Below are 21,646 nucleotides of genomic sequence, written 5' to 3'. Positions count from 1 at the left end.
CACGGCGTTCCGCAGGGAATGGGGGCATATGGGAGCGCTCCCAAGACCCTAGGGAGGAGCCTGAAGAGGTGTCAAGGATGATCAGGTGTTTGGGCTGTTTCGGACAGAGGCCTCAGCCTAAATATCCTGGTAAAAAGCCTGTTACGGACGAAACATGGTGGACATCTTGACGACGTCAAACCCGGTCCATAGCCTTTCGGGGCGTGGGAGCGTTCCCACCATCACTGAGCACTATGCATATATCCAGGACGCGCTTGTCTGACGGACATAACGGACAAGGGCCCCCTTTCCCGTCTTAGTCCGGCAGAGGTGTCGACGTCATGCGCGAACTGATCCCGCTTTCGTACGGCCAGGAACGCCTGTGGTTCCTCGACCAGCTACAACCCGGTGATTCCTCGCATCACCTGTTCAGCACTTTACGGTTGGACGGACCGCTGGACGCGGACATCCTGGAAAGATCCATGGCCGAAGTGGTGGCGCGACACGCGCCGCTGCGCGCCAAATTCGCCGCGCGCGACGGCCGTCCCGAGCAGGTCGCCGAGCCGCCTGGCGCCTTCACCCTGGAGCGCGCCGACCTCACCCCCGGCGAGGTGCCGGCATTCCTGGCCGAGCGCACCAACCGGCCCTTCGACCTCGCCGCCGGGCCGCCGCTGCGTGCCGCGCTCGCGCGCCTCGGCCCGCGCGACCACGTGCTGTGCCTGGTCGTCCACCACATCGCCTGCGACGGCTGGTCGCTGAAGCTGCTGCTCGACGAGACCGCGCGCCTGTACACGGCCTACGCCGACGGCAAACCGTCCCCGCTGCCGCCGCTGCCGGCGGCCTTCGCCGACTTCGCGCGCGCGCAACGCGAGCACGCCGAGGACCGGGACGAGGCGCTGGCGTACTGGAGGGAACGGCTCGCCGGGACACGTCCCCTGGAGCTTCCCACCGACCGTCCCCGGCCCGCCATGGCCACCACGGCCGGAGCGGCGCTCGTGGTGCCGCTGCCGGACGGGCTGATGGACGGCGTGCGCCGCCTCGCCGCCGCCGAGCGCTGCACCGCCTTCATGGTGCTGACCGCGGCCTACCAGGCACTGCTGCACCGCTACAGCGGCCAGGACGACGTGTGCGTCGGGTCGGCCGTCGCGGGCCGCGACCGGCTGGAGTACGAGCCGCTCATCGGCTACTTCTCCGGCACGCTGGTGCTGCGCGGCGACCTTTCCGGCGACCCGGACTTCCGTGAACTGCTCGCGCGCACCCGCGCCGCGGCGCTCGACGCCTACCGGCACCAGCACGTGCCGTTCGAGCGGCTGGTCGCCGAGCTCGGCGTGGAGCGCGACCTGAGCCGCGCTCCGCTGTTCCAGACGATGCTGGTGCTGCACGACATGGGGGAGTCGCGCCTCACCCTCCCCGGTGTGCGGGCCGAGGTGCTGGACGCCGGGTACGCGCGGGTGCACCACGACCTGGTGCTCGACGTGTTCGGCGAGAACGGTGACCGGCGCCTCGTCCTCACCTACAACACCGACCTGTTCGACCGGGAGACCGCCGAGGGCTACGCCACGGCCTACCTCTCCCTGCTGGCCCGCGCCGTCGGCGAACCCGGCACCCCCCTGTCCCGCCTGCTCGCCGTGGACGCCGCCGAACGTGAACTGCTGCTGCGCCAGGGAGGCCACCCGCCGGTGCCGCCGGCGTCCCTGCCGACGGTCGTCGAGATGTTCGCGCGCCGCGCCGCCGCGGAACCGGCGGCGGTCGCGCTGACCGTCCCCGCGACGGAGCGGCACCGGTTCCCCGGCTCCCCGTCCGGTCCGCCGAACCCGGCTGCGCACGGGCAGGCGGCGGACGGGGAGCCGGCCCGCACCTCCCCCGAAGGGTCGTGGTGGGCCGCCGGCGGCGTGTCGCTGACGTACGCCGAGGTGGCCGCCGCCGCCGACCGGATCGCACGCGAGCTGCTGCGCGCCGGCGCGGGACCCGGCACGGTGGTCGCGGTGTTCGCCGAGCGGTCCGCCGCCGCCGTCGCCGGTTTCCTCGGCACGATGCGCGCGGGTGCCGCCTACCTGCCGCTCGACCCCGGCTACCCGCCGGACCGGATCGCCATGGTGCTCACCGACTCAGGCGCCGCCGTCGTCCTCGCGCAGCCCTCCCTCACCCACCTGCTGCCGCCGCACGGCGCCACGGTGCTCCCCCTGGACCCCGGCGTCCCCGCCGGCCCGCACGGCGACCTTTCGGCCCTCGGCCCGCACGGCGACCTGCTCACCCCCGGGCCCGGCCCGGACCCGCACGGCGATCTGCTCGCCCCCCGGCCCGGCGAGCCGCCGGCCGGTCCCCGGCCGGACGACCCGGCGTACGTGCTTTACACCTCCGGGTCGACCGGCAGGCCGAAGGGTGTGGTGGTGCCGCACCGCGCGCTCACCGCGTTCCTGCTCGCCATGCGCGACCTGCTCCAGGCGGGCCCGGACGACGTGTGGCTCGCGGTCACCTCGACGTCGTTCGACATCTCCGGCCTGGAGATGTACCTGCCGCTGGTCACCGGAGCGCGCGCGGTGGTCGCGGGACCCGGCGTCGCGAGGGACGGCGCGGCGCTGGCCCGGCTCGTCGACGGCAGCGGCGTCACCCACGTGCAGCTCACCCCGTCCGGCTGGCGCGTGCTGCTGGCCGCCGGCTTCACCGGACCGCACATCACGGCGCTGGCCGGCGGGGAGGCGCTGCCGGCTCCGCTCGCCGCCGAACTGCGCGGCAAGGTGGCGCGGCTGTGGAACATGTACGGCCCCACCGAGACCACCATCTGGTCCACCGCGTGGGAGGTGCCGCGGAACCCGGTCGCGGTGTCCATCGGCGAGCCGATCGCCGGCACCAGCGTGCACGTGGTGGACGAGCACCTGCGCCTCGTGCCTCCCGGCGTCCCCGGTGAGCTCGTCATCGGCGGCGCCGGCGTCACCGACGGCTACCTCGGCCGTCCCGAGCTGACCGCCGAGCGGTTCGTCCCCGACCCGTTCGGCGAGCCGGGGGACCGGCTGTACCGCACCGGCGACACCGTGCGCCGCCGCGCCGGCGGCACGCTGGAGTTCCTCGGCCGGTCCGACGGCCAGGTGAAGCTGCGTGGACACCGCATCGAGCTCGGCGAGATCGAGGCGGCGCTCGAATCCCAGCCCGGTGTGCGGCAGGCCGCCGTCGTGGTGCGCGACCAGACGCTCGTCGCCTACGTCGCCGGTGAACCCGACCGCGACGCGCTGGCCGCGCGCCTGCCGTCCTTCATGCTCCCCGCCACGTACGTCCGCATGGACGAGCTCCCCCTCACGCCGAACGGCAAGCTGGACCGGCGCGCGCTGCCGGATCCCGGGCCCGCCGAGCCCGGCGGCGGCCGTCCCCCTTCCACCCCGGCGGAACGGCTGATCGCGGCGGTCTTCGCCGAGGTGCTCGGCCTGGACGCCGCCGCGGTCGGCGCGGACGACGACTTCTTCGCGCTCGGCGGCCACTCCCTCCTCGCCACCAAGGTCGTCGCGCGCCTCGCCGACGCGCTCGGCGTGCGGGTGCCGGTGCGCGAGCTGTTCGCCGGGCCCACGGTGGCGGCGCTCGCCGCCGCCGCGTCCCGCGCCGAGGAGAGCGCCGCGCCGTACGAGCCGAGGCCCGACGGTTCCCCGGCGCCGCTGTCGGCCGCACAGGAGCGCCTGTGGTTCCTGCACCGCTTCGACCCCGCCGACACGTCGTGGAACGTCTACCTGGTGCGCCGCGTCGGCGGCCCGCTCGACCCGCACCTGCTGGACGGCGCGCTGACGCTGCTGGCGGCGCGGCACGAGGCCCTGCGCACCCGATACCCGCACGACGACGGCCGTCCCCTGGCCGTGGTCGAGCCGCCGTCCGCCATGGCCTTCGAACGCGTGGACGCCGAAAGCGAGGACCACGCGCGTGAGCTGGTCGCCGCGCGCACCGGCACGCCGTTCGACCTCACGACGGCGGCGCCGCTGCGCGCCACGCTGATCAGGATCTCGCCGTCGGACCACGTGCTGTGCCTGGTCACCCACCACATCGCCGCCGACGGCTGGTCGCTCGGCGTGCTGCTGGACGACCTGTCCCGCCTGTACGGCGCGGGCCGCCGCCGCGTGGACGGCGACCCGCTGCCGGCGTCGCTGCAACCCGGCGACATCGCGCACCGCGAGCTGCTGCGCGCCGGCACCGGCAGGCACGAGGAGGCGCTTGCGTACTGGAAGGACAAGCTGAGCGGGCTGCCGGCGCTCGACCTGCCGGTGGACCGGCCACGCGCCGACGTCACGGTGCGGCCCGCCGGCCACCACCGCGTCACGCTCGCCGGCGACCTCGCCGCCGCGCTGGAGCGCACCGGCCGCGACCACGGCGCCACCTTGTTCATGGTGCTGCTCGCCGCCTACCACGTGCTGCTGGCCAGGCACAGCGGCCAGGACGACTTCGCGATCGGCTCGCCGACCGCCGCGCGCGACCGGGTGGAGCTGGAACGGGTCGTCGGCTACCTCACCGACACCCTCGTGCTGCGGGCCGACGTCGCCGGCGACCCCACGTTCGCCGCGTTCCTCGCCACGGTGCGCGAGACCGTGCTGGAGGCGCACACCCATCGCGTCATCCCGTTCGAACGGCTGCCGGGCCTGCTGGAGGCCGGCCGGGACACCGGCACGACGCCGCTGTTCCAGACCATGTTCATCCTGCACAGCGAGGAGAGCGGCACCGCCGAGCCGTTCGACGGGCTGCCGTGCGAGCCGTTCGACGCGCGCGCCGGCCACGTCAAGCTTGACCTGGCGCTGGACGCCTGGCGCCACCCCGGCGGCCTGACGCTGGAGTTCGCCTACGACGCCGGACTGTTCGAGCCCGCCACCGTCGCGAGCGTCGCCGCGCGCTTCGAGGTGCTGCTGCGCGCCGCCGTACGGGCCCCGGACACCCCGGTCGGACGGCTGGCGCTGCGCACCGCCGCCGACGAGGCGGCGCTCGCGGAGCCGCGGGTGATCGCGCTGTCCCCGCAGGACGTCACCGAGGCCGGCGAGGTCCCCGGGCCGTCCACCTGGACGTGGCCCGGCGCGCGCACCGTGCCGGAGATGATCGCCGGCACGGTCCGCAGGACCCCGCACGCCGTCGCGGTGGAGTGCGGCGCGGAACGGCTCACCTACGCCGAGCTCGACACGCGGGCCCGCGCGCTCGCGGCCGCGCTGCGCGGCCACCGGACCGTCGGCGTGTGCGTGGACCGCTCGCCGGCCGCGGTGGTCGCGCTGCTCGCCGCCTGGCACGCCGGGGCCGCCTACCTGCCGCTCGACCCCGGCCACCCGGCCACGCGGCTCGCCGAGCTGGTCCGCGACGCGGGTGTGTCCCTGGTCGTCACCGACGACACCACCGGTCACCTCGGTCTTCCGGCGGCCACCGTGGACGCCGGCCTGGCGATGCACGGTCCGCCGGTGTCGACACCCCCGAGCGCCGCCGGGCCGCACGCGCTCGCGGGGGCCGCCGGGCCGGAGGAACGGGACGCCGCGTACGTCCTGTACACCTCCGGCTCGACCGGCGCGCCGAAAGGCGTGGTCGTCGAGCACGGCAACCTGGCGGCCCGCGTGCGGTGGATGCGGCCCGCGTACGACCTCGGCCCCGGTGACAAGGTGGTGCAGTTCGCCTCGCTCGGCTTCGACACCCACGCCGAGGAGATCTTCCCAGCCCTCGTGGCCGGCGCGACCGTGGTGACGCTGCCGGACGGCGGCGCGTCGCTGCCCGACCTGCTCGCCGCCGACCCCGGCGTCACGGTGCTCGACCTGCCGACCGCCTACTGGCACCGCCTGGTCGACCTGATCGACGACATCCGCTGGCCGGCCGGGCTGCGCCTGGTGATCCTCGGCGGCGAGCAGGCGCACGCGTCCGCCGTGGCACGCTGGCACGAGCGGTTCGGCGGCCGGGTGCGCCTGGTCAACACCTACGGCCCCACCGAGACCACCGTCATCGCGACCGCCGCCGAACTCGGGGACGACCCCGGCCCCCGGCCCCCCATCGGACGGCCCATCGGCGAGACCACCGTGCACGTCATGGACCGGTACGGCGAGCCGGTGCCGCCTGGCGTGCCGGGTGAGCTGTGGGTCGGCGGCGCCGGAGTGGCCCGGGGTTACCTCGGCAGGCCCGAGCAGACCGCCGAGCGGTTCCTCGACGACCCCGCCGGGCCGCCAGGCGCGCGGCTGTACCGCACCGGGGACCGGGTGCGGCGGCGGCCGGACGGCCGGCTGGAGTTCCTCGGCCGTCTCGACGACCAGATCAAGGTGCGCGGCCACCGCGTCGAGCCCGCCGAGGTCGAGGCACGCCTCGCGGCGTTCCCCGGCGCGGGGGAGGTGGCCGTCACGGTGCGGGACGACACGCTGATCGCGTACGTCACCGGTGACGCGCCGGTCGAGGACCTGCGCGCGTACGCCGCCGCCGCGCTGCCGCCGTTCATGGTGCCGGGCCTGTGGACGCGCCTCGGCGCCTTGCCGCTCACGCCGAACGGCAAGGTGGACCGCGCCGCGCTCCCCGAGGTCGAGGCCGAGCGCGACGCGCCGCCGGTGCCGCCGCGCACCGACGCCGAGCACCTGGTCGCCGAGATCTGGGGTGAGGTGCTCGGCCGGCCCGAGGTGGGGGTGTTCGACGACTTCTTCGCGCTCGGCGGCCACTCGCTGCTCGCGGTCCAGGTGACCGCGCGGCTGCGCGCCGGCGTCGGGGTCGACGTGCCGATCCGGGCCGTGTTCGCGCACCGCACGGTGGCGGCGCTCGCCGCCGTCGTGGAGAGCCTGCTTCTGGAGGAACTGGCCGGCATGTCCGACGAGGAGGCCATGCGCCTGCTCGGCGACGGCGCCGATGGAGAGGACGTCTCATGACCGCCGACCTGCCGGCCGCCACGCGGGTGCCGCCGGTGCAGCGGCTGCTCGGTGAGAGGGAGGACGTGTCATGACCACCGACCTGTCGGCCGCCAAGCAGGCGCTCCTGGCCCAGCGGCTGCGCCGCCGCGCGCCGGTCGTCACCGTCACCCCCCGGCCGCCTGGCACGCCGCCGCCGCTGTCGCACGCGCAGGAGCGGTTCTGGTTCCTGGAGCAGTACCTGCCGGGGACCGCCGCGTACGTCGTGCCGTTCGCCGTGCGGCTCCAGGGACCCCTGGACGCCGGGTGCCTGCGCGCGGCCCTGCTGGACGTCACGGCGCGTCACGAGGCGCTGCGCACCCGTTTCCTGACCACCGCCGACGGCCGGCCGGAGGCCGTCGTGGACGCCGAGCCCCGCACACCGATGCGGGTGGCCGACCTCGCCGCCGGCCTGCCTGACCTGGCCGGGGACGAGGCGGCGGCTTCCGCAGGCGGGACGGCGGGCGACCCGGCGGAGGGGGACACCCTTCCGGCGGGGGACGAGCTCCTCGCGGCGGCGCGCGCGCTGGTGGAGGAGGAGATCGGCAGGCCGTTCGACCTGGCGCAGGGGCCGCTCATGCGGGCCCTGCTGGTGCGGATGGCCCCCGAGGACCACGTGCTGCTGCTCGCCATGCACCACGCGGTCACCGACGGCAGGACCTGCGACATCCTCGTCGGCGAGATCCTCGCGCTGCACGACGCGCACCGGTCCGGCACGCCGGCGGCGCTGGAACCGGCCGCGCCGGTGGGGTACGGCGACTACGCCGCCTGGCAGCGGGCCAGGGTCGGCACCGCCGAGTACCGCCGCGACGTCGAGTACTGGACCGGGAAGCTCGCCGGCGTGCCGGCGCTCGACCTCCCCACCGACCTGCCGCGTCCCGCCGTGCACGGTTTCGCCGGCGCGACCTGCGGTTTCGCCGTCGACCGCGAGCTGGCCGCCGAGGTCACGCGGCTGAGCGCCGCGCACGGCGCCACGCCGTACATGACGCTGCTGGCCGTGCTGCAGACACTGCTCGGCCGGTACGGCGGCACCGAGGACTTCGCGGTCGGCTCGCCGGTCAGCGGCCGGTCGCTGCCGGAGCTGGAGACCGCGGCCGGGGTGTTCGTCAACACGCTGCCGCTGCGGGCCGACCTGTCGGGTGACCCGGTGTTCACCGGCCTTCTGGCCCGGTGCCGTGAGACGGCGCTGGACGCGTACGCGCACCAGGAGCTGCCGTTCGACCAGATGGTGAACGAGCTCGCCGTGGCGCGGGACGTCAGCAGGTCACCGGTGTTCCAGGTGATGTTCGCGCTGCAGAACTACCGCAGGGACGCCGGGGTGCCGCGCCACCAGGGGCTCACCGTCACCGGGTTCCCCTTCGCGTCGGCCGTCACACGGTTCGACCTCGCGCTGTACGTGCACGAGACCTCCGACGGCGGCCTGTGGGGCGACCTGACCTACAGCACCGCGCTGTTCCTCCCCGAGACGGCGCGGCGCCTCACCGAGCACTTCCAGAGCCTGCTGCGCGCCGTCGTCGCCGACCCCGGCCTGCCGATCTCGCGGTACGCGCTGCCGCCGGGGGACGCGGCGGGGTTCTCCTCCTCACCCGACCCCGAGCCTCCGGCGTACGAACTGCTGCACGAGCTCGTGACGGCCCGCGCGGCACGCGAGCCCGGCGCGGCGGCCGTCGTGCACGGCGATGTGACCCTCACCTACGGCGAGCTCGACGCGCGGTCCAACCGGCTCGCGCACCACCTCGCCGGCCTCGGCGCTGGGCCGGGGGAGCGGGTCGCGGTGTTCCTGGAGCAGTCCGCCGACCTGGCCGTCGCCGTGGCGGGGATCCTGAAGACCGGCGCCGCCTACGTGCCGCTCGACCACGAGCACCCCGCCGAACGACTCGCGCACGCGCTGGAGGACGCCGGCGTGCGCCTCGCCGTCACCACCGCCGCGCTCCGGGCCGATCTGCCGCTGGACGACGGCGCGCGCGCCGTCGTCCTGGCCGAGGACCTGCTCGCCGGCCCCGACCCCGGCCCGGTGCGCCACGACGCCTGCGGCGAGGACGTCGCGTACGTCATCTACACCTCCGGCACCACCGGCCGCCCCAAAGGCGTCGCCGTGCAGCACCGCGAGATCCTGCGGTACCTCTCCGGTGTGCGTGAGCGCTTCGAGGACGCCATGCGCCAGGTCCCGGGGACGTCCGGCGAGTCCGGTGCGCCTGAGCGCTTCGAGGACGCTATGCGCCAGGCCCGGGGGACGTCCGGCGAGAAGGTCGCGCCGGGGGGGTCCACCGGCGCCGGGGGGTTCGCGCCGGGGGACGGGTTCGCGTTGCTCCAGTCGCCGGCGTTCGACTTCGGCGTCACCGTGTTCTACCTGTCGCTGCTCACCGGCGGCACGCTGCACCTCATCCCGTCGAGGACCGCCGCACCCGACCTCGCCGCGTACTTCGCCGCGCACCGGATCGACCACCTGAAGATCACCCCGTCCCACCTGGCGGCGCTGCTCGCCGAGTCCACCCCGGAGGCGCTGCTGCCACGCCGCCTGCTGGTGCTCGGCGGCGAGGCCTCCCCGTGGGCCTTCGCCAGGGACCTCGCCGCGCGCGGCCGGTGCGCCGTCGTCAACCACTACGGCCCCACCGAGGCCACCGTCGGCGTCACGACCTTCCGCGTGGACCCCGCCGAGCCCGAGGCGGCCCCGGTGCTGCCGATCGGCCGGCCCATGCCGGGAGCCCGGGTGTACGTGCTGGACGCGAACCTGCGGCCGGTGCCTCCCGGCGTGCCGGGTGAGATCCACATCGGCGGGGAACGGCTGGCCCGCGGCTACCTCGGCCGTCCCGGCACCACCGCCGAACGGTTCGTTCCCGACCCCTGTGGCCCGCCAGGCGCGCGGATGTACCGCACCGGCGACCTCGGCCAGTGGACCGCCGCCGGGGAGTTGCGGTTCCTTGGCCGCCGCGACCTGCAGGTCAAGGTGCGCGGCCACCGTGTGGAGCTCGGCGAGATCGACCACACCTTGCAGGAGCACCCCGCCGTGGCCCAGGCCGTCACCGACCTGCGGGACCGCGGCCTGGTCGCCTATCTGGTGCCTTCGGGGGACGGCCCGCGGCCCGGCCCCGGCGAGCTGCGGCCGTGGCTGCGCGAACGGCTGCCGGACTACATGGTGCCGGTCCGGTATGTGTGGCTGGACGAGATCCCGCTGAAGTCGCACGGCAAGGTGGACCGCGCCGCGCTGCCGGAGCCGGGTGACGCGGGGGACGACGCCGAGCACGTCGCGCCTGAGGGACCCCTGGAGGAGGCGGTCGCCGCCGTCTGGGCCGCGGTGCTCGGCGTGGAGCGCGTCGGCGCGCTCGACGACTTCTTCGACCTCGGCGGCCACTCGCTGCTCGCCATGCAGGTCATCGCGCGGCTCCGCGGACTCGACGCGCGGCCGGTCACCATCATGGACCTGTTCGCGCACCCCACGGTCCGCGAGCTGGCCCGGGTGATGACCACCGCCGACGACGGCCCGCGCAAGCTGCTGCACCGTCTCACCCCCGCGCGGCCCGTCACCGCCACCCTGGTCTGCGCGCCGTACGGCGGCGGCAGCGCCGTCATCTACAAGCACCTCGCCGACGCGCTGCCAGGCGACTGGGCCCTGTACTCGATCGCGGTCCCCGGCCACGAGCTCGGCGAGATGGCGCGACCCATCGAGGAGGTCGCGGCCGGCTGCGTCGAGGAGATCCTCGCCTCCGTCGAGGGCCCCCTGGTGGTGTACGGCCACTGCGGGCTCGGCGTGATGCTGGTCGTCGAGATGGTGCGCCGCCTGGAGGCGGCCGGCCGCGACGTGGACGCCGTGTACCTCGGCGGCACCTTCCCCTTCGCGCGGCTGCGCGGCTTCGGCAGGCGGTTCTCCGACCTGATGGAGCGGCTGCGCAGCGACCAGGTCATGGCGAACGCGCTCACCGCCGCCGGGATGGACCTGGACGAGGTGGACCCCGAGCAGGTGCGGCTCATCATCCGCAACCGGCGCAAGGGCACCAAGGAGGCGGAGGCGTACTTCGGCCGGCTCTTCGAGGACAAGACGCCGCCGCTGCGCGCTCCGGTCATCTCGGTCGTGGGGGAACGCGACCCGGCCACCGAGTTCTACCAGGAACGGTTCCGCGAGTGGCACTGCGTCACCCGGTCGGCGTCCCTGGTGGTGCTGGACGAGGCGGGCCACTTCTTCCTCAAGTACCGCGCCGAGGAACTCGCGACCATCCTCACCGAGATCCACACCGCCGTCGCCGGCGGCGACGCGCGGCCGTACCTGCGCCGCGAGGACTCCACCTGGTGGCTGCACGGCACCTCCACGCTCGACCCCGCGGCGAGCACCCCTGAGGCCGCCGTGCTCTCCGGGACCGCGACGGCCCTACCGCCGGGGACCGCGTCCGTCGTCCCCGTCACGGACGCCGCCACCGACGCCGCCACCGACGCCGCCGGAGTGCCGCCGCCTCCGTGGACCCCGGCGCAGCGGAACGCGGGCCCGCCGCCGAGCATGCGGCGGTTCGCGGTGGTCGCGGTGGGACAGCTCGCGTCGATCACCGGGTCGGCGCTCACCGAGTTCGCCATCCCCATCTGGATCTACCTGACCACCGGGTCGCTGGCGAACTTCGCGCTGTTCGCCGTGCTCGGCCTGGTCCCCGGCATGCTGGTGTCGCCGCTCGCCGGCGCGATCGTCGACCGCTCCGACCGCCGCCGGGTGATGCTGGCCGGCGACATCGGGGCCGGCGGCACCCAGCTCGCGCTCGGTCTGCTGCTGTGGACCGGCAACCTGGAGATCTGGCACATCTACCCGCTGCTCGTCGGCCTGTCGATCTCGCTGGCGTTCCAGCGGCTGGCGTACAACTCGGCGATACCGCAGCTCGTGCCGAAGCGGTACCTCGGCCACGCCAACGGCGTCGTGCAGATGGTCACCGGCACAGCGCAGCTCATCGTGCCGCTCGCCGCGGCCGGTCTGATGGCCGGGATCGGCCTGTCCGGCATCCTCGTCATCGACGTCGTCAGCTACGGGGTGGCGATCCTCAGCGTGGTGTTCACCCGGTTCCCCGCCACGATGGCGTGGAAGCGGCGCGAGTCGGTGCTCGCCGAGATGATCCAGGGGTTCCGCTACTCGTGGGGCAACCGCTCGTTCCGCGCCATGCTCGGCTTCTTCGCGGTGCTCAACATCTTCCTGTCCCCGCTGTTCCTGATGATCTCGCCGCTGGTGCTGTCGGACGGCACGCTGGCCGACGTGGGCCGCGTCGCGTTCGCCGGTGGCCTCGGCGCCTTCACGGGGGGCCTCGCCATGACCGTGTGGGGTGGGCCGCGGCGCCGTCGGCTGCGCGGCGTGCTGCTGACCACCTTGGTCCTCGCGGTGTTCTGCCTGATCACCGGTCTGCGGTCCGACCTGCTGGTGATCGGGGTCGGCGCGTTCGGCATGTCGATGTGGCTCGCCATGCTGAACGGCGTCTACGCCACCATCATCCAGGTGAAGGTGCCGCAGCGGTTCCACGGCCGGGTCATCGCGCTCAACACGCTGGTGGCGTGGTCCACGCTGCCGCTCGGCTTCGGCCTGGTGGCGCCGTACGGCACGGCGTTGTTCGAGCCGCTGCTGGCGGACGGCGGGCCGCTGGCCTCGACCGTCGGCACGCTCATCGGCACCGGGCCCGGCCGCGGCATCGGCTTCATGTACGTCTGCTTCGCGATCGCCATGGCGGTGACCGCGCTGGTGGCGATGCGGGTCAAGGCGCTCGCGCGCTTCGACGACGTGGTGCCGGACGCGCTTCCCGACGACCTGGTCGGCGTCGAGGCGCTGCGGGCCCGCACCTCCGTCCGCCGGCCGGAGCCGGCGGACGGGTGAGCGGGCCGCGCGGTCGCTCCGGCCGGTACGGTCGGCGCGGTCAGCGGACGTCGCCGGCCGCGATCACGTCGCGGTACCACAGCGCGCTGCTCTTCGGGGTGCGCCGCTGGGTCTCGTAGTCGACGTGGACGATGCCGAACCGCGGCCCGTACCCCTCGGCCCACTCGAAGTTGTCCAGGAAGGACCACACGCAGTAGCCCTCCACCGGGACCCCGGCGGCGATGGCGTCGCCGACGCAGTCGAGGTGGTCGCGCAGGAACTCGACGCGCGCCGGGTCGTCCACGCGGCCGTCGGGGCCCGCCTCGTCGGGGGAGCACATGCCGTTCTCGGTGATCACGATCGGCACGGCCGGGTACTCGTCCCTCAGGCGCACCAGCAGGTCGTACAGGCCGCGCGGGTGGATCTCCAGCCAGTCGAGCTGCGCCGTCGGGTACTTCAGCACCCGGTTGCCCTCGCGGTCGAGGAACTGCGAGTTGTAGTACTGCACGCCGAGCAGGTCCACCGGCTCGCTGATCACGTCCAGGTCCCCGTCGCGGATGTACCGCGGCATCGGGCTGCGCTCGGCGATCCACTCCAGGGTGTCGGCCGGGTAGGTCCCCGTGAAGACCGGGTCCAGGTAGACGCGGTTCTCCAGGCCGTCCCTGTGCCGCACGGCGCGCGCGAGCGCCGGGTCGTCGTCGGTCTCGTCGGCGGCGTAGGTGGGGTGCAGGTTGAGCGCCGGGCCGACGCGGCGGCCGGGGTGGCGCTCGTGCAGCACGCGGGAGGCCAGGCCGTGGCCGAGCAGCAGGTGGTGCAGCGCCACGAACGCGCGGCCCTCGTCCTGGACGCCGGGTGCGTGGACGCCCCAGCGGTAGCCGCAGTCGACGACGGTCTTCGGCTCGTTGACGGTGAGCCAGTCCCGGATGTCCAGCGCGTCGTACACGATCTCGGCGTACTCGGCGAACCGCTCGGCGGTGTCCCGGTTCTCCCAGCCGCCGGCGTCCTGCAGGGCCTGGGGGAGGTCCCAGTGGAACAGCGTGGCCATCGGCGTGAGGCCACGCTCGCGCAGGCCGTCCACCAGGCGGCGGTAGAAGTCCAGGCCGCGCTGCTCCGGCCGGCCCTTGCCGGTCGGCTGGACGCGGGGCCAGGCGATGGAGAACCGGTAGCCGCGCAGCCCGAGCCCGGCCATCAGGTCGAGGTCTTCGCCGTAGCGGTGGTAGTGGTCGGCGGCGACGGCCCCGGTGGCGCCGTCCTTGACGTTGCCCGGCACCGAGCAGAAGGTGTCCCAGACCGACACCCCCCGGCCGTCCTCGCCGACGGCCCCTTCGATCTGGTAGGCGGACGTGGCGGCACCCCAGGTGAAGTCGCTGGGGAAACGTGGCTCTGGCATGTGCGGCATCCTCTTCGCGCGGGTGGGGGTGCCGTGCGGCGCCACGCGTGAAGGGCCTGGTCGAAGACACGGCGGCCGGGCCGGTGAACGGCGCGCACGGCGGGAAGGGCGGAGCCGCCGCGCGGTTCCGCCGGGTCCCCGGGCCGCCGGGAGGCGGCCGGGGTGGAGCCGATCAGGCCGAGCCGCGCTCGACCAGGTGGGTGTCCAGTATGACGACCGGCTGCTCCAGCCGTTCGCCGTTGATCCTGGCGACCAGCAACTGGGCCATCTGCCGGCCCATGTCCTCGAGCGGCTGGTGGATGCTGGTGAGCGGGGGCACCGTGTGGCCGGAGATGGGGGAGTCGTCGAAGCCGATCACCGCGATGTCCTCGGGGATCGACTTGCCGCGCTCCTTGATCACCTGCATGGCGCCGATGGCCATCGGGTCCGAGGCCGTGAACACCGCGTCCAGGGTCGGGTGCTCGTCGAGCAGCCGGGTCATCGCCTCTTTGCCGCTGGCCTCGGAGAAGTCGCCGAAGACGACGAGCTCGGGCATGCCGGTGGCCAGCAGCGCGTCGCGGTAGCCGGCCAGACGGTCGACACCCACACCCATGTCCTGCGGTCCCGCGATGGTGGCGATGCGCCGGCGTCCCTTGCCGAGGAGGTACTTGACCGCCTGGCGCGCGCCGGCGCGGTTGTCCATGTCGACGAAACTGTAGGGGGTGAACCCGACGGGCCGGCCGCCGAGCACGGTCGGCACCCCCATCTCCTCCAGGCGTCCCGGCAGCGGGTCGGCGCCGTGCAGCGAGATCAGCAGCACACCGTCGACGTGCTGGCCGGTGAGGTACAGCTCCAGCCGCTCGTGCTCGTGCCTCGACTGCGCCATGGTGAGGATGAGCTGCAGCCCCGTCTCCGACAGCGTCGAGCCGATGCCGCGGATGATGCCGGCGAAGAACGGCTCGTCGAAGATCCGCTGCTCGGACTCCGACACGACCAGGGCCACGGTGTCCGTGCGCCTGGTCACCAGGGTGCGCGCCGCCCGGTTCGGCACGTAGCCGAGCTCGTCGATCGCTTGTTGCACCGCCTCGCGAGCCTTCTCGCTCACCTTGGGTGAGCCGTTGATGACGCGCGAGACGGTGCCGCGGCCGACCCCGGCGCGGGCGGCGACCGCCTCAAGGGTCGGTCGCGCCTCCGAGCGGCGGTCCCCGTTCATGAAGGTGCCCCCTCCTGTTCCTAGGCCTATTCTGCCGGAGCGCGCAGACCGCCCCGGCGGATCGTGTCGGCGTACCACGCCGCGCTGGCCTTGGGGGTTCTCCGCTGGGTGGGGTAATCGACGTAGACGATGCCGAACCGCTTGCCGTACCCCCATGCCCACTCGAAGTTGTCCATCAACGACCAAGCGAAGTATCCCTTGAGAGGGATTCCCTCCTCAATGGCGGTGTGACACGTGCGCAGGTGCGCGTCGATGTAGGCCAGGCGCTCCAGATCGTTGACCTGACCGTCCTCCTCGACGACGTCCTCGAACGCGGCGCCGTTCTCCGAGATGACCAGCGGGATCGCCGGGTACTCGCGGTGGAGGCGCTCCAGGACCTCCAGCAGACCGAGGTCGTCGATCTCCCAGCCCATCGAGGTGACCGGCCGTCCGCCGTTGACGAACGACACGTCCTCGCTGCCGGGCCACGGCGAGCCGGCGCCGGTCGGCGCGGCGGCGGCCGAGGCGGGACCGCCGGGCTTGCCGGAGACGGTGAACCGGCTGTAGTAGTTGATCATCAGAGTGTCGAACGGCGTGGAGATGATCTCCATGTCGCCGTCCTGGATGAAGTCGATCTCGGCGACCTTGCTCAGGTCCTCCAGCACGTCCTCAGGGTAGGAACCCTTCAGCAGCGCGTCGAGGAAGAAGCGGTTCTGCAGCCCGTCGATGCGCCGGGCGGCGTCCAGGTCCTCCGGGGTGTCCTCCGCCGGGGTGATGGCGTACAGGTTCACCGAGCCGCCGATCTGCGCGCCAGCCCCCTGGGCGCGCAGAGCCTGCACGGCGAGGCCGTGCGCGAGGTTGAGGTGGTGCGCGGCGCGTACGGCGGCCTGCGGGTCGCGGCGGCCCGGAGCGTGCTCACCGGAGGCGTAGCCGAGGAACGCGGCGCACCACGGCTCGTTGACGGTGCTCCAGTTGCGCACGCGGTCCCCGAGAGCCTGGTGAACGCAGGCTGTGAAGTCGGCGAAGCGCTTCGACGTGTCGCGCGACGGCCAGCCGCCGAGGTCCTCGAGCGCCTGCGGCAGATCCCAATGGTAAAGGGTCACCCAGGGGTCGATGCCGTGCTCGAGCAGCTCGTCGGTCAGGCGGCGGTAGAAGTCGAGCCCTGCCTGGTTCACCTCGCCGGCGCCGTCCGGCATGATGCGCGGCCAGGAGAGCGAGAACCGGTAGGCGGTCAGGCCGAGGTCGGCCATGACCTTCACGTCCTCGCGGTACCGGTTGTAGTGGTCGATGGCGACGCTCGCGTCGTCGCCGTTGAGCACGCGGCCGGGTTGCTTGATGAACGTGTCCCAGATGGAGGTGCCGCGCCCGTCCGCACCGGTCGATCCCTCGATCTGGTACGCCGAAGTGGCGGCGCCCCAGACGAAATCGGCCGGGAAGACCACGGCGGGAGCGTCGATCTGGGGTTGAGTCTGCTGCGTGGTCACGCTTTGACCGCACCTTCCATGAGTCCGCCGACGATCTGCCGGCCGAACGCGATGAATACGACGATGAGCGGGAGAACCGAGAGGGCCGTTCCTGTGAAGATCAGGACGTAGTCCGTGGTGTGCGCCGCCGTGAGGAAGCTGATGGACACCTGGACGGTCGGGTTGTCCGGGGTGAGCACGATCAGCGGCCACATGAACTCGTTCCAGTTCAGCATGAACGTCTGCAGCGCCAGCACGGCCATACCCGGCCGTACGGCCGGCAGGATGACGTTCCACCAGATGCGCATGGTGGACGCGCCGTCGACGCGGGCCGCCTCGACGAGCTCCTCCGGCACGGCCTGGTCGGTGTACTGCGTCATCAGGAACACGCCGAAACCGTTGAGCAGGTACGGCAGGATGACGGCCTTGAGCGTGCCGACCCAGCCGAGGTCCACCATGAGCTGGTACAGCGGGACGATGCCCATCTGCTGGAGCGGCACCATCATGGTGATCAGGATGGAGCCGAGCAGCAGGTTCCTGCCGCGGAAGTGCAGCCTGGCGAAGGCGAAACCCGCGAACGTCGAGATGATCACGACGGAGATCGTCACGGTGCTGGTGACGATCAGCGAGTTCAGCAGGCCCTGCAGGAAGTGCGCGTCCTCGGTGGCGAGCACGCGCGCGATGTTCTCACCGAGGTTCCCGCCGGGGAGCAGGATCGGCGGCACCGACACCGCGTCGGTGTTGGTGCGCGACGCGATGATGATCATCCAGTAGATCGGGAAGATCGAGACGATGACCGTGATCCCGAGGGCGATCTTGGTGAGCATCGTGGCGCGGAAGGGGTCGCGCTTGCCGTCGCTGCGGCTCGGAGCGGTCCTGCCCTGCGCGATGGCGGTCACTTGGTGCCTCCGATCCGGCGGACGAACGTGTAGTTGATCGCCACGCCGATCAGGATGAGCACGAACAGCAGCCACGCGGCCGCCGCCGCGTACCCGTAGTCGAAGTCCCGGAAGCCCTCTTTGACGATGTACATGGCGATTGTCTGGAATTGGCCGGTGCTACCACCCTCCATTCGGTTGCTGCCGAACATGACCGGTTCGGCGAACAGCGTGAGCCCGCCGATGGTGGAGATGAAGACCGTGAAGATGATCGTGGGACGGATCATCGGGAGCGTGATGCTCCAGAACTGCCGGCGCGGCGACGCGCCGTCGATGGACGCGGCCTCGTACAGGTCCCGCGGGATGGTCTGCATGCCGGCCAGGTAGATGATCGCGTTGTAGCCGGTCCAGCGCCAGTCGACCATGCTGGCGATGGCGATCCAGGACGACCACTTGGCGTTCTGCCAGTTGATGTTCTCGACGCCGAACCAGCCGAGAATCCAGTTGATCATGCCGAAGTCGCGGCCGTACAACTGGGTGAACACGATGGCCACCGCGACCACCGAGGTGACCAGGGGGATCAGCACACCGAGGCGGAAGAACAGCCGGCCGCGCAGCTTCTTGTTCAGCGCGTTGGCGAGCATCAGCGCGAGGACCAGCTGCGGCACCGTGGCGAGGATGAAGATGCCGACGGTGTTGATCACCGCGTTCCAGAACGCGCTGTCGGTCAGCAGGCTGGCGTAGTTGGCGAAGCCGGTGAACTCGGCGTCGCCGCCGGCCAGCTCGTAGTCGTGGAGCGACACCCAGAACGTGAAGACGAGCGGGAAGAGCCCGAAGATCGCGAAGAGGATGAAGTACGGCGAGATCAGGAAGTACGGGGTCGCCTTGATGTCGAGCTGCGACCAGAAGCGGCGTGAGGGCTGCTGGTGCCGGCCTGGCCGTGGCCGCACCGGCGCCGGATCCGCCCGCTGCGGAGAGAGGTTGACGCTCATCGGATTTCCGGGGCGGCCACTGGCCTGCGGCCAGGCGGGCGGGGCCCCTTACTCCTTCGCTGGTGAGTGACGGACTGGTACCCGCACACCACGGCGCCGCGTCCGGTGGCGGCGTCGCGGGACCGGGTGCGCGCACGCTCGGCCGCTGCGGAAGGCCGTCTCGCCGGACGCGGCGCGGTGCCGCGTACGACCAGTCCCTTCTCAGGCAGGTCTTCGGAGGTCGTCCGTGCGGGAAAGGTCAATGAAGTCGTCCTTTCGGCGGTCGGCGCGAAGGGCGGCAGCGCGTGTCCCGCTGCCGCCGCTCGCTCGACGGTGGTCACCGGCCCGCTGGAGGGTCGCCACGGCGGGCCGGTGACGCCGGAGGGTTGGTCAGCCCGCCGCCTTCTGTCCCGCCTCGACGAACTTCTGCCAGGCCTGGTCGTAAGGCACCGCGCCCTGGTCCATACCGATGACGACCTGCTCGACGGCCGCCTTCACCTGAGCGTGCTTCTCACCGAGGAAGGTCGGCTGAAGGCTCTTGATGGACGGGCCGAAGATCTCGCCGATCGGCGCGTTGTTGAAGTACTCGTTCTTGGCGCTCTGCAGCTCGGGGTTGTCCTGAGCCGGGACGGTGCTCGGAAGGTTGCCACCCTCCTTGAACGCCATGAGCTGGGCCTCGGGGCTGGTCAGGTAGCTGGCCAGCTCGGCGGCCTCCTTCGGGTGCTTGGACTGCTTCGGCACGGCCAGCCAGGAGCCGCCCCAGTTGCCGCCGCCACCGGGAACGGTCGCGACGTCCCACTTGCCCTTGAACTCGTCACCGGCGGTGCCGGACACCACACCGAGCATCCAGCCCGGGCAGCCGAGGGTGGCGAACTGCGACTTGACGAACCCGGTGTTCCACGGGTCGGTGAAGTTCTGCAGCTTGGCGGTGAGACCGGCCTTGCTGATCTTCTGGGTGAAGTCGAAGGCACCCTTCACCGCGGGGTTCTTGTCCACGATGAGCTGCTGGTTCTTGTCGAAGTAGGTGACGTTGCCGTTCTTGGCGGCCTCCTGCGACAGCACCACGTTGTAAATGGTGTTGACACTGTCGACGAACTTCGCGTCCTTGACCTTGCCCTGGAACTGCTGGCCGACCTTGATGAAGTCGTCCCAGGTCTTCCACAGCTCGGACACCTTGGCCCGGTCGGTCGGCAGGCCGGCCTTCTCGAACAGGTCGGTGCGGTAGCAGATGCTCATGCCGCCGACGTCGGTGCCGAGGGCGAACAGCTTGCCGTCGGTGTTGATGCCGTTCTCCCACTTCCACGCGGGGAAGTCGGCCTGGCGGCTCTGCAGGCCGTACTCGCCGAGGTCGGCGAAGAACTGGGGACGGGCCTTGGCCAGACCCATGCCGCCCTCGTCGATGCCGACGACGTCGCCGGCACCGGTGCCGGACTGCAGCCACTGGAGCATCTGCGGCCAGTAGACGTTCTCGAAGCTGTCGGTCAGGTTGGTGTACTTGACCTGCACGTTCGGGTGCTCGGCGTTCCACTTCTCCACGGCGGCCTTGTAACCGAAGTTGGTGCCACCGCCGAAGGTCTGAAGCGTAAGGGTGATCTTCTCCGCCGGCGCGGACGCGGCGCCGCTGGCGCCGGCGTCACCTTCACCGCCACCTGAAGAACAGGCGGCGCTGGTCACGAGCGCGGCGGTCATCACCGATGCGACCGCGAGCATCCTGCCGCGGCGCATTGAGTTCATCATTCCGGACCCCTCTCAAGGTGGTTGCCCGATCATTGGGAGATGCATCGAGGGCCGGCCCCGACAGTCGGGCCCCGCGATGTGCTGGATCCCTCAAGTCGTGAACCGCGGGAGGATGGTCCCGCGGGCGAGATTTGGGAGCGCTCCCACGAAGAGTCCCCGATGGGCAACGCTGGCGTCAATATGCCGAAACCTAACTGTTACTCCTGGGGTTCCCAGAAGTGCAATATACGGTGATAACCGGCAAAAAGGCCATTGGCGGTATTGGGAGCGCTCCCATCACTACCGGACACGCGTCCGCGCGACGCGGGCACGAAGATGCCGCCGTACGGCCGGTTCGCGGGCTGGTTGGGCCGTACGGCGGCGGGGAGGGCGGGTGTCCCATGGGAGTGGGTGAGCCGGGACACCCGCCCGGTCGCGACGAGGGTCGTCCGTCAGGTCGCGTAGGCGGGGTAGCCGTAGCCGGCCACCTGGTAGGTCGGCCGGTTGCGGATCTCGACCTTCCCGTTGCCCGTGTTGCCCTCGATCGTCTCGATGGTGCCGTCGCCGTTGTCCTTGACGACGAAGCCGACGTGCTCGATGGCCTCGATGCCGCCGCCGCTCCAGGCGAAGAACGCCACAGCGCCGGGCTTCGGCGCGGAGCCGAACCGGCCCTGCGACTCGAACCACTTGGCGTGCTGCACGGTGTAGGCGTCCTGCCCCATCGTGTCCTGGATGCCGAGCTGCTCGCCGATCCACGAGACGAACATGTCGCACCACGGCGCGTTGGCGTAGTCGGAGATCTTGCCGGTGTCCCTGGCGATCGTCTCGACCGCGCGGGGACTGCTCATGTACCACGCGTGGAACTTGGTGCCGCCACCGAGGCTGTTCTCCGTGATGCCGACCTGCTTCCTCGCGAGGTCGAGCACCTGTGCGGCGGTGACCCGGGCCTCGGAGCGCGGAGCGCCGTGCGCCTCGGCCGAGGCGACCTTGGCGAGCGTGTCACCGGGAGGGGTGTCGGCGTGGGCGAGGGCGGTGCCGGTCGCCACCTGGGCGAGGATCAGCCCGCCGAGGGCCATGCCGATCACGCGATGTCGGGGGGCATCCATGAGTCGCTGCGTGAACGTTGACAATTAGGAGACTCCTTCTTCCAAAGGCGCCTACCGGGTTAGCTGACGGGTTCGGGCCTGGAAGCCGCCCTACGACGCGTCCGTGGGAAACGACGCGCCGATTCACCCCAAGAGAACCTGGGTCCCCGGCTCCGCGAGAAGCGGACTCGGCGTCCGGGGCGTACCGGCGGGAGAAGGGATCTCCGCGGCGGACCGGCCTCGCTCCGGCTGGTCTCCACCCGGCGGGATCTCCCTGACGCGGGATGTTTCCCCAGGTGAAGTCCCCCTACAGTAATACAT

At 72.1% G+C, this 21,646-nt stretch carries 9 protein-coding genes and 1 riboswitch; of the genes, 2 read left to right on the top strand and 7 right to left on the bottom strand.

What is annotated here, in order from left to right:
• Positions 1-320 precede the first annotated feature (320 nt).
• Both BJ992_RS18125 and BJ992_RS18120 read left to right on the top strand, forming a co-directional pair.
• On the top strand, positions 321-6,821 hold the full coding sequence (locus BJ992_RS18125) for a non-ribosomal peptide synthetase (protein ID WP_184982547.1): 6,501 nt from the start codon (positions 321-323) through the stop codon (positions 6,819-6,821).
• A gap of 70 nt (positions 6,822-6,891) precedes the next feature.
• Positions 6,892-12,672 (top strand): non-ribosomal peptide synthetase/MFS transporter, encoded by a 5,781-nt coding sequence (locus BJ992_RS18120; RefSeq protein WP_184982545.1) that lies wholly within the window; start codon positions 6,892-6,894, stop codon positions 12,670-12,672.
• A gap of 40 nt (positions 12,673-12,712) precedes the next feature.
• Here BJ992_RS18120 and BJ992_RS18115 read toward each other — a convergent pair whose 3' ends face one another.
• The 7 genes from BJ992_RS18115 to BJ992_RS18085 form a co-directional block, all read right to left on the bottom strand.
• A complete protein-coding gene (locus tag BJ992_RS18115; RefSeq protein ID WP_184982543.1) occupies positions 12,713-14,041 on the bottom strand; it encodes a GH1 family beta-glucosidase in 1,329 nt (442 codons plus the stop codon).
• Positions 14,042-14,213: 172 nt separating this feature from the next.
• Positions 14,214-15,233: a LacI family DNA-binding transcriptional regulator gene (locus tag BJ992_RS18110; protein WP_184982541.1), complete on the bottom strand. Its 1,020-nt coding sequence runs from the start codon at positions 15,231-15,233 to the stop codon at positions 14,214-14,216.
• 26 nt (positions 15,234-15,259) lie between these two features.
• A complete protein-coding gene (locus tag BJ992_RS18105) occupies positions 15,260-16,696 on the bottom strand; it encodes a GH1 family beta-glucosidase (RefSeq protein WP_184982539.1) in 1,437 nt (478 codons plus the stop codon).
• Entirely contained in the window at positions 16,693-17,502 is an 810-nt protein-coding gene (locus BJ992_RS18100; protein ID WP_184988416.1) for a carbohydrate ABC transporter permease, read from the bottom strand. Before BJ992_RS18100 ends, BJ992_RS18105 begins: the two co-directional genes overlap by 4 nt.
• 68 nt (positions 17,503-17,570) lie before the next feature.
• A complete protein-coding gene (locus BJ992_RS18095; protein WP_184982537.1) occupies positions 17,571-18,545 on the bottom strand; it encodes a carbohydrate ABC transporter permease in 975 nt (324 codons plus the stop codon).
• Positions 18,546-18,914: 369 nt separating this feature from the next.
• Positions 18,915-20,249, bottom strand: coding sequence for an ABC transporter substrate-binding protein (locus tag BJ992_RS18090; protein ID WP_246496699.1), 1,335 nt, complete (start codon positions 20,247-20,249; stop codon positions 18,915-18,917).
• 443 nt (positions 20,250-20,692) lie between these two features.
• Complete coding sequence (locus tag BJ992_RS18085; protein ID WP_184982533.1) at positions 20,693-21,346, bottom strand: CHAP domain-containing protein; 654 nt, start codon at positions 21,344-21,346, stop codon at positions 20,693-20,695.
• A gap of 33 nt (positions 21,347-21,379) precedes the next feature.
• Positions 21,380-21,529: riboswitch (cyclic di-AMP (ydaO/yuaA leader) on the bottom strand.
• Between the last annotated feature and the right edge of the window lie 117 nt (positions 21,530-21,646).

Origin of the sequence: Sphaerisporangium rubeum, assembly GCF_014207705.1 — a bacterium.
Lineage (GTDB): Bacteria > Actinomycetota > Actinomycetes > Streptosporangiales > Streptosporangiaceae > Sphaerisporangium > Sphaerisporangium rubeum.
This window is presented reverse-complemented; position numbering and strand designations above follow the sequence as displayed.

Excerpts from the sequence above, each read along its gene's own strand:
- BJ992_RS18125 (WP_184982547.1), top strand. The coding sequence starts at position 321 with ATGCGCGAACTGATCCCGCTTTCGTACGGCCAGGAACGCCTGTGGTTC.
- BJ992_RS18120 (WP_184982545.1), top strand. The coding sequence starts at position 6,892 with ATGACCACCGACCTGTCGGCCGCCAAGCAGGCGCTCCTGGCCCAGCGG.
- BJ992_RS18115 (WP_184982543.1), bottom strand. The coding sequence starts at position 14,041 with ATGCCAGAGCCACGTTTCCCCAGCGACTTCACCTGGGGTGCCGCCACG.
- BJ992_RS18110 (WP_184982541.1), bottom strand. The coding sequence starts at position 15,233 with ATGAACGGGGACCGCCGCTCGGAGGCGCGACCGACCCTTGAGGCGGTC.
- BJ992_RS18100 (WP_184988416.1), bottom strand. The coding sequence starts at position 17,502 with ATGCTCACCAAGATCGCCCTCGGGATCACGGTCATCGTCTCGATCTTC.
- BJ992_RS18095 (WP_184982537.1), bottom strand. The coding sequence starts at position 18,545 with ATGAGCGTCAACCTCTCTCCGCAGCGGGCGGATCCGGCGCCGGTGCGG.
- BJ992_RS18090 (WP_246496699.1), bottom strand. The coding sequence starts at position 20,249 with ATGCGCCGCGGCAGGATGCTCGCGGTCGCATCGGTGATGACCGCCGCG.
- BJ992_RS18085 (WP_184982533.1), bottom strand. The coding sequence starts at position 21,346 with ATGGATGCCCCCCGACATCGCGTGATCGGCATGGCCCTCGGCGGGCTG.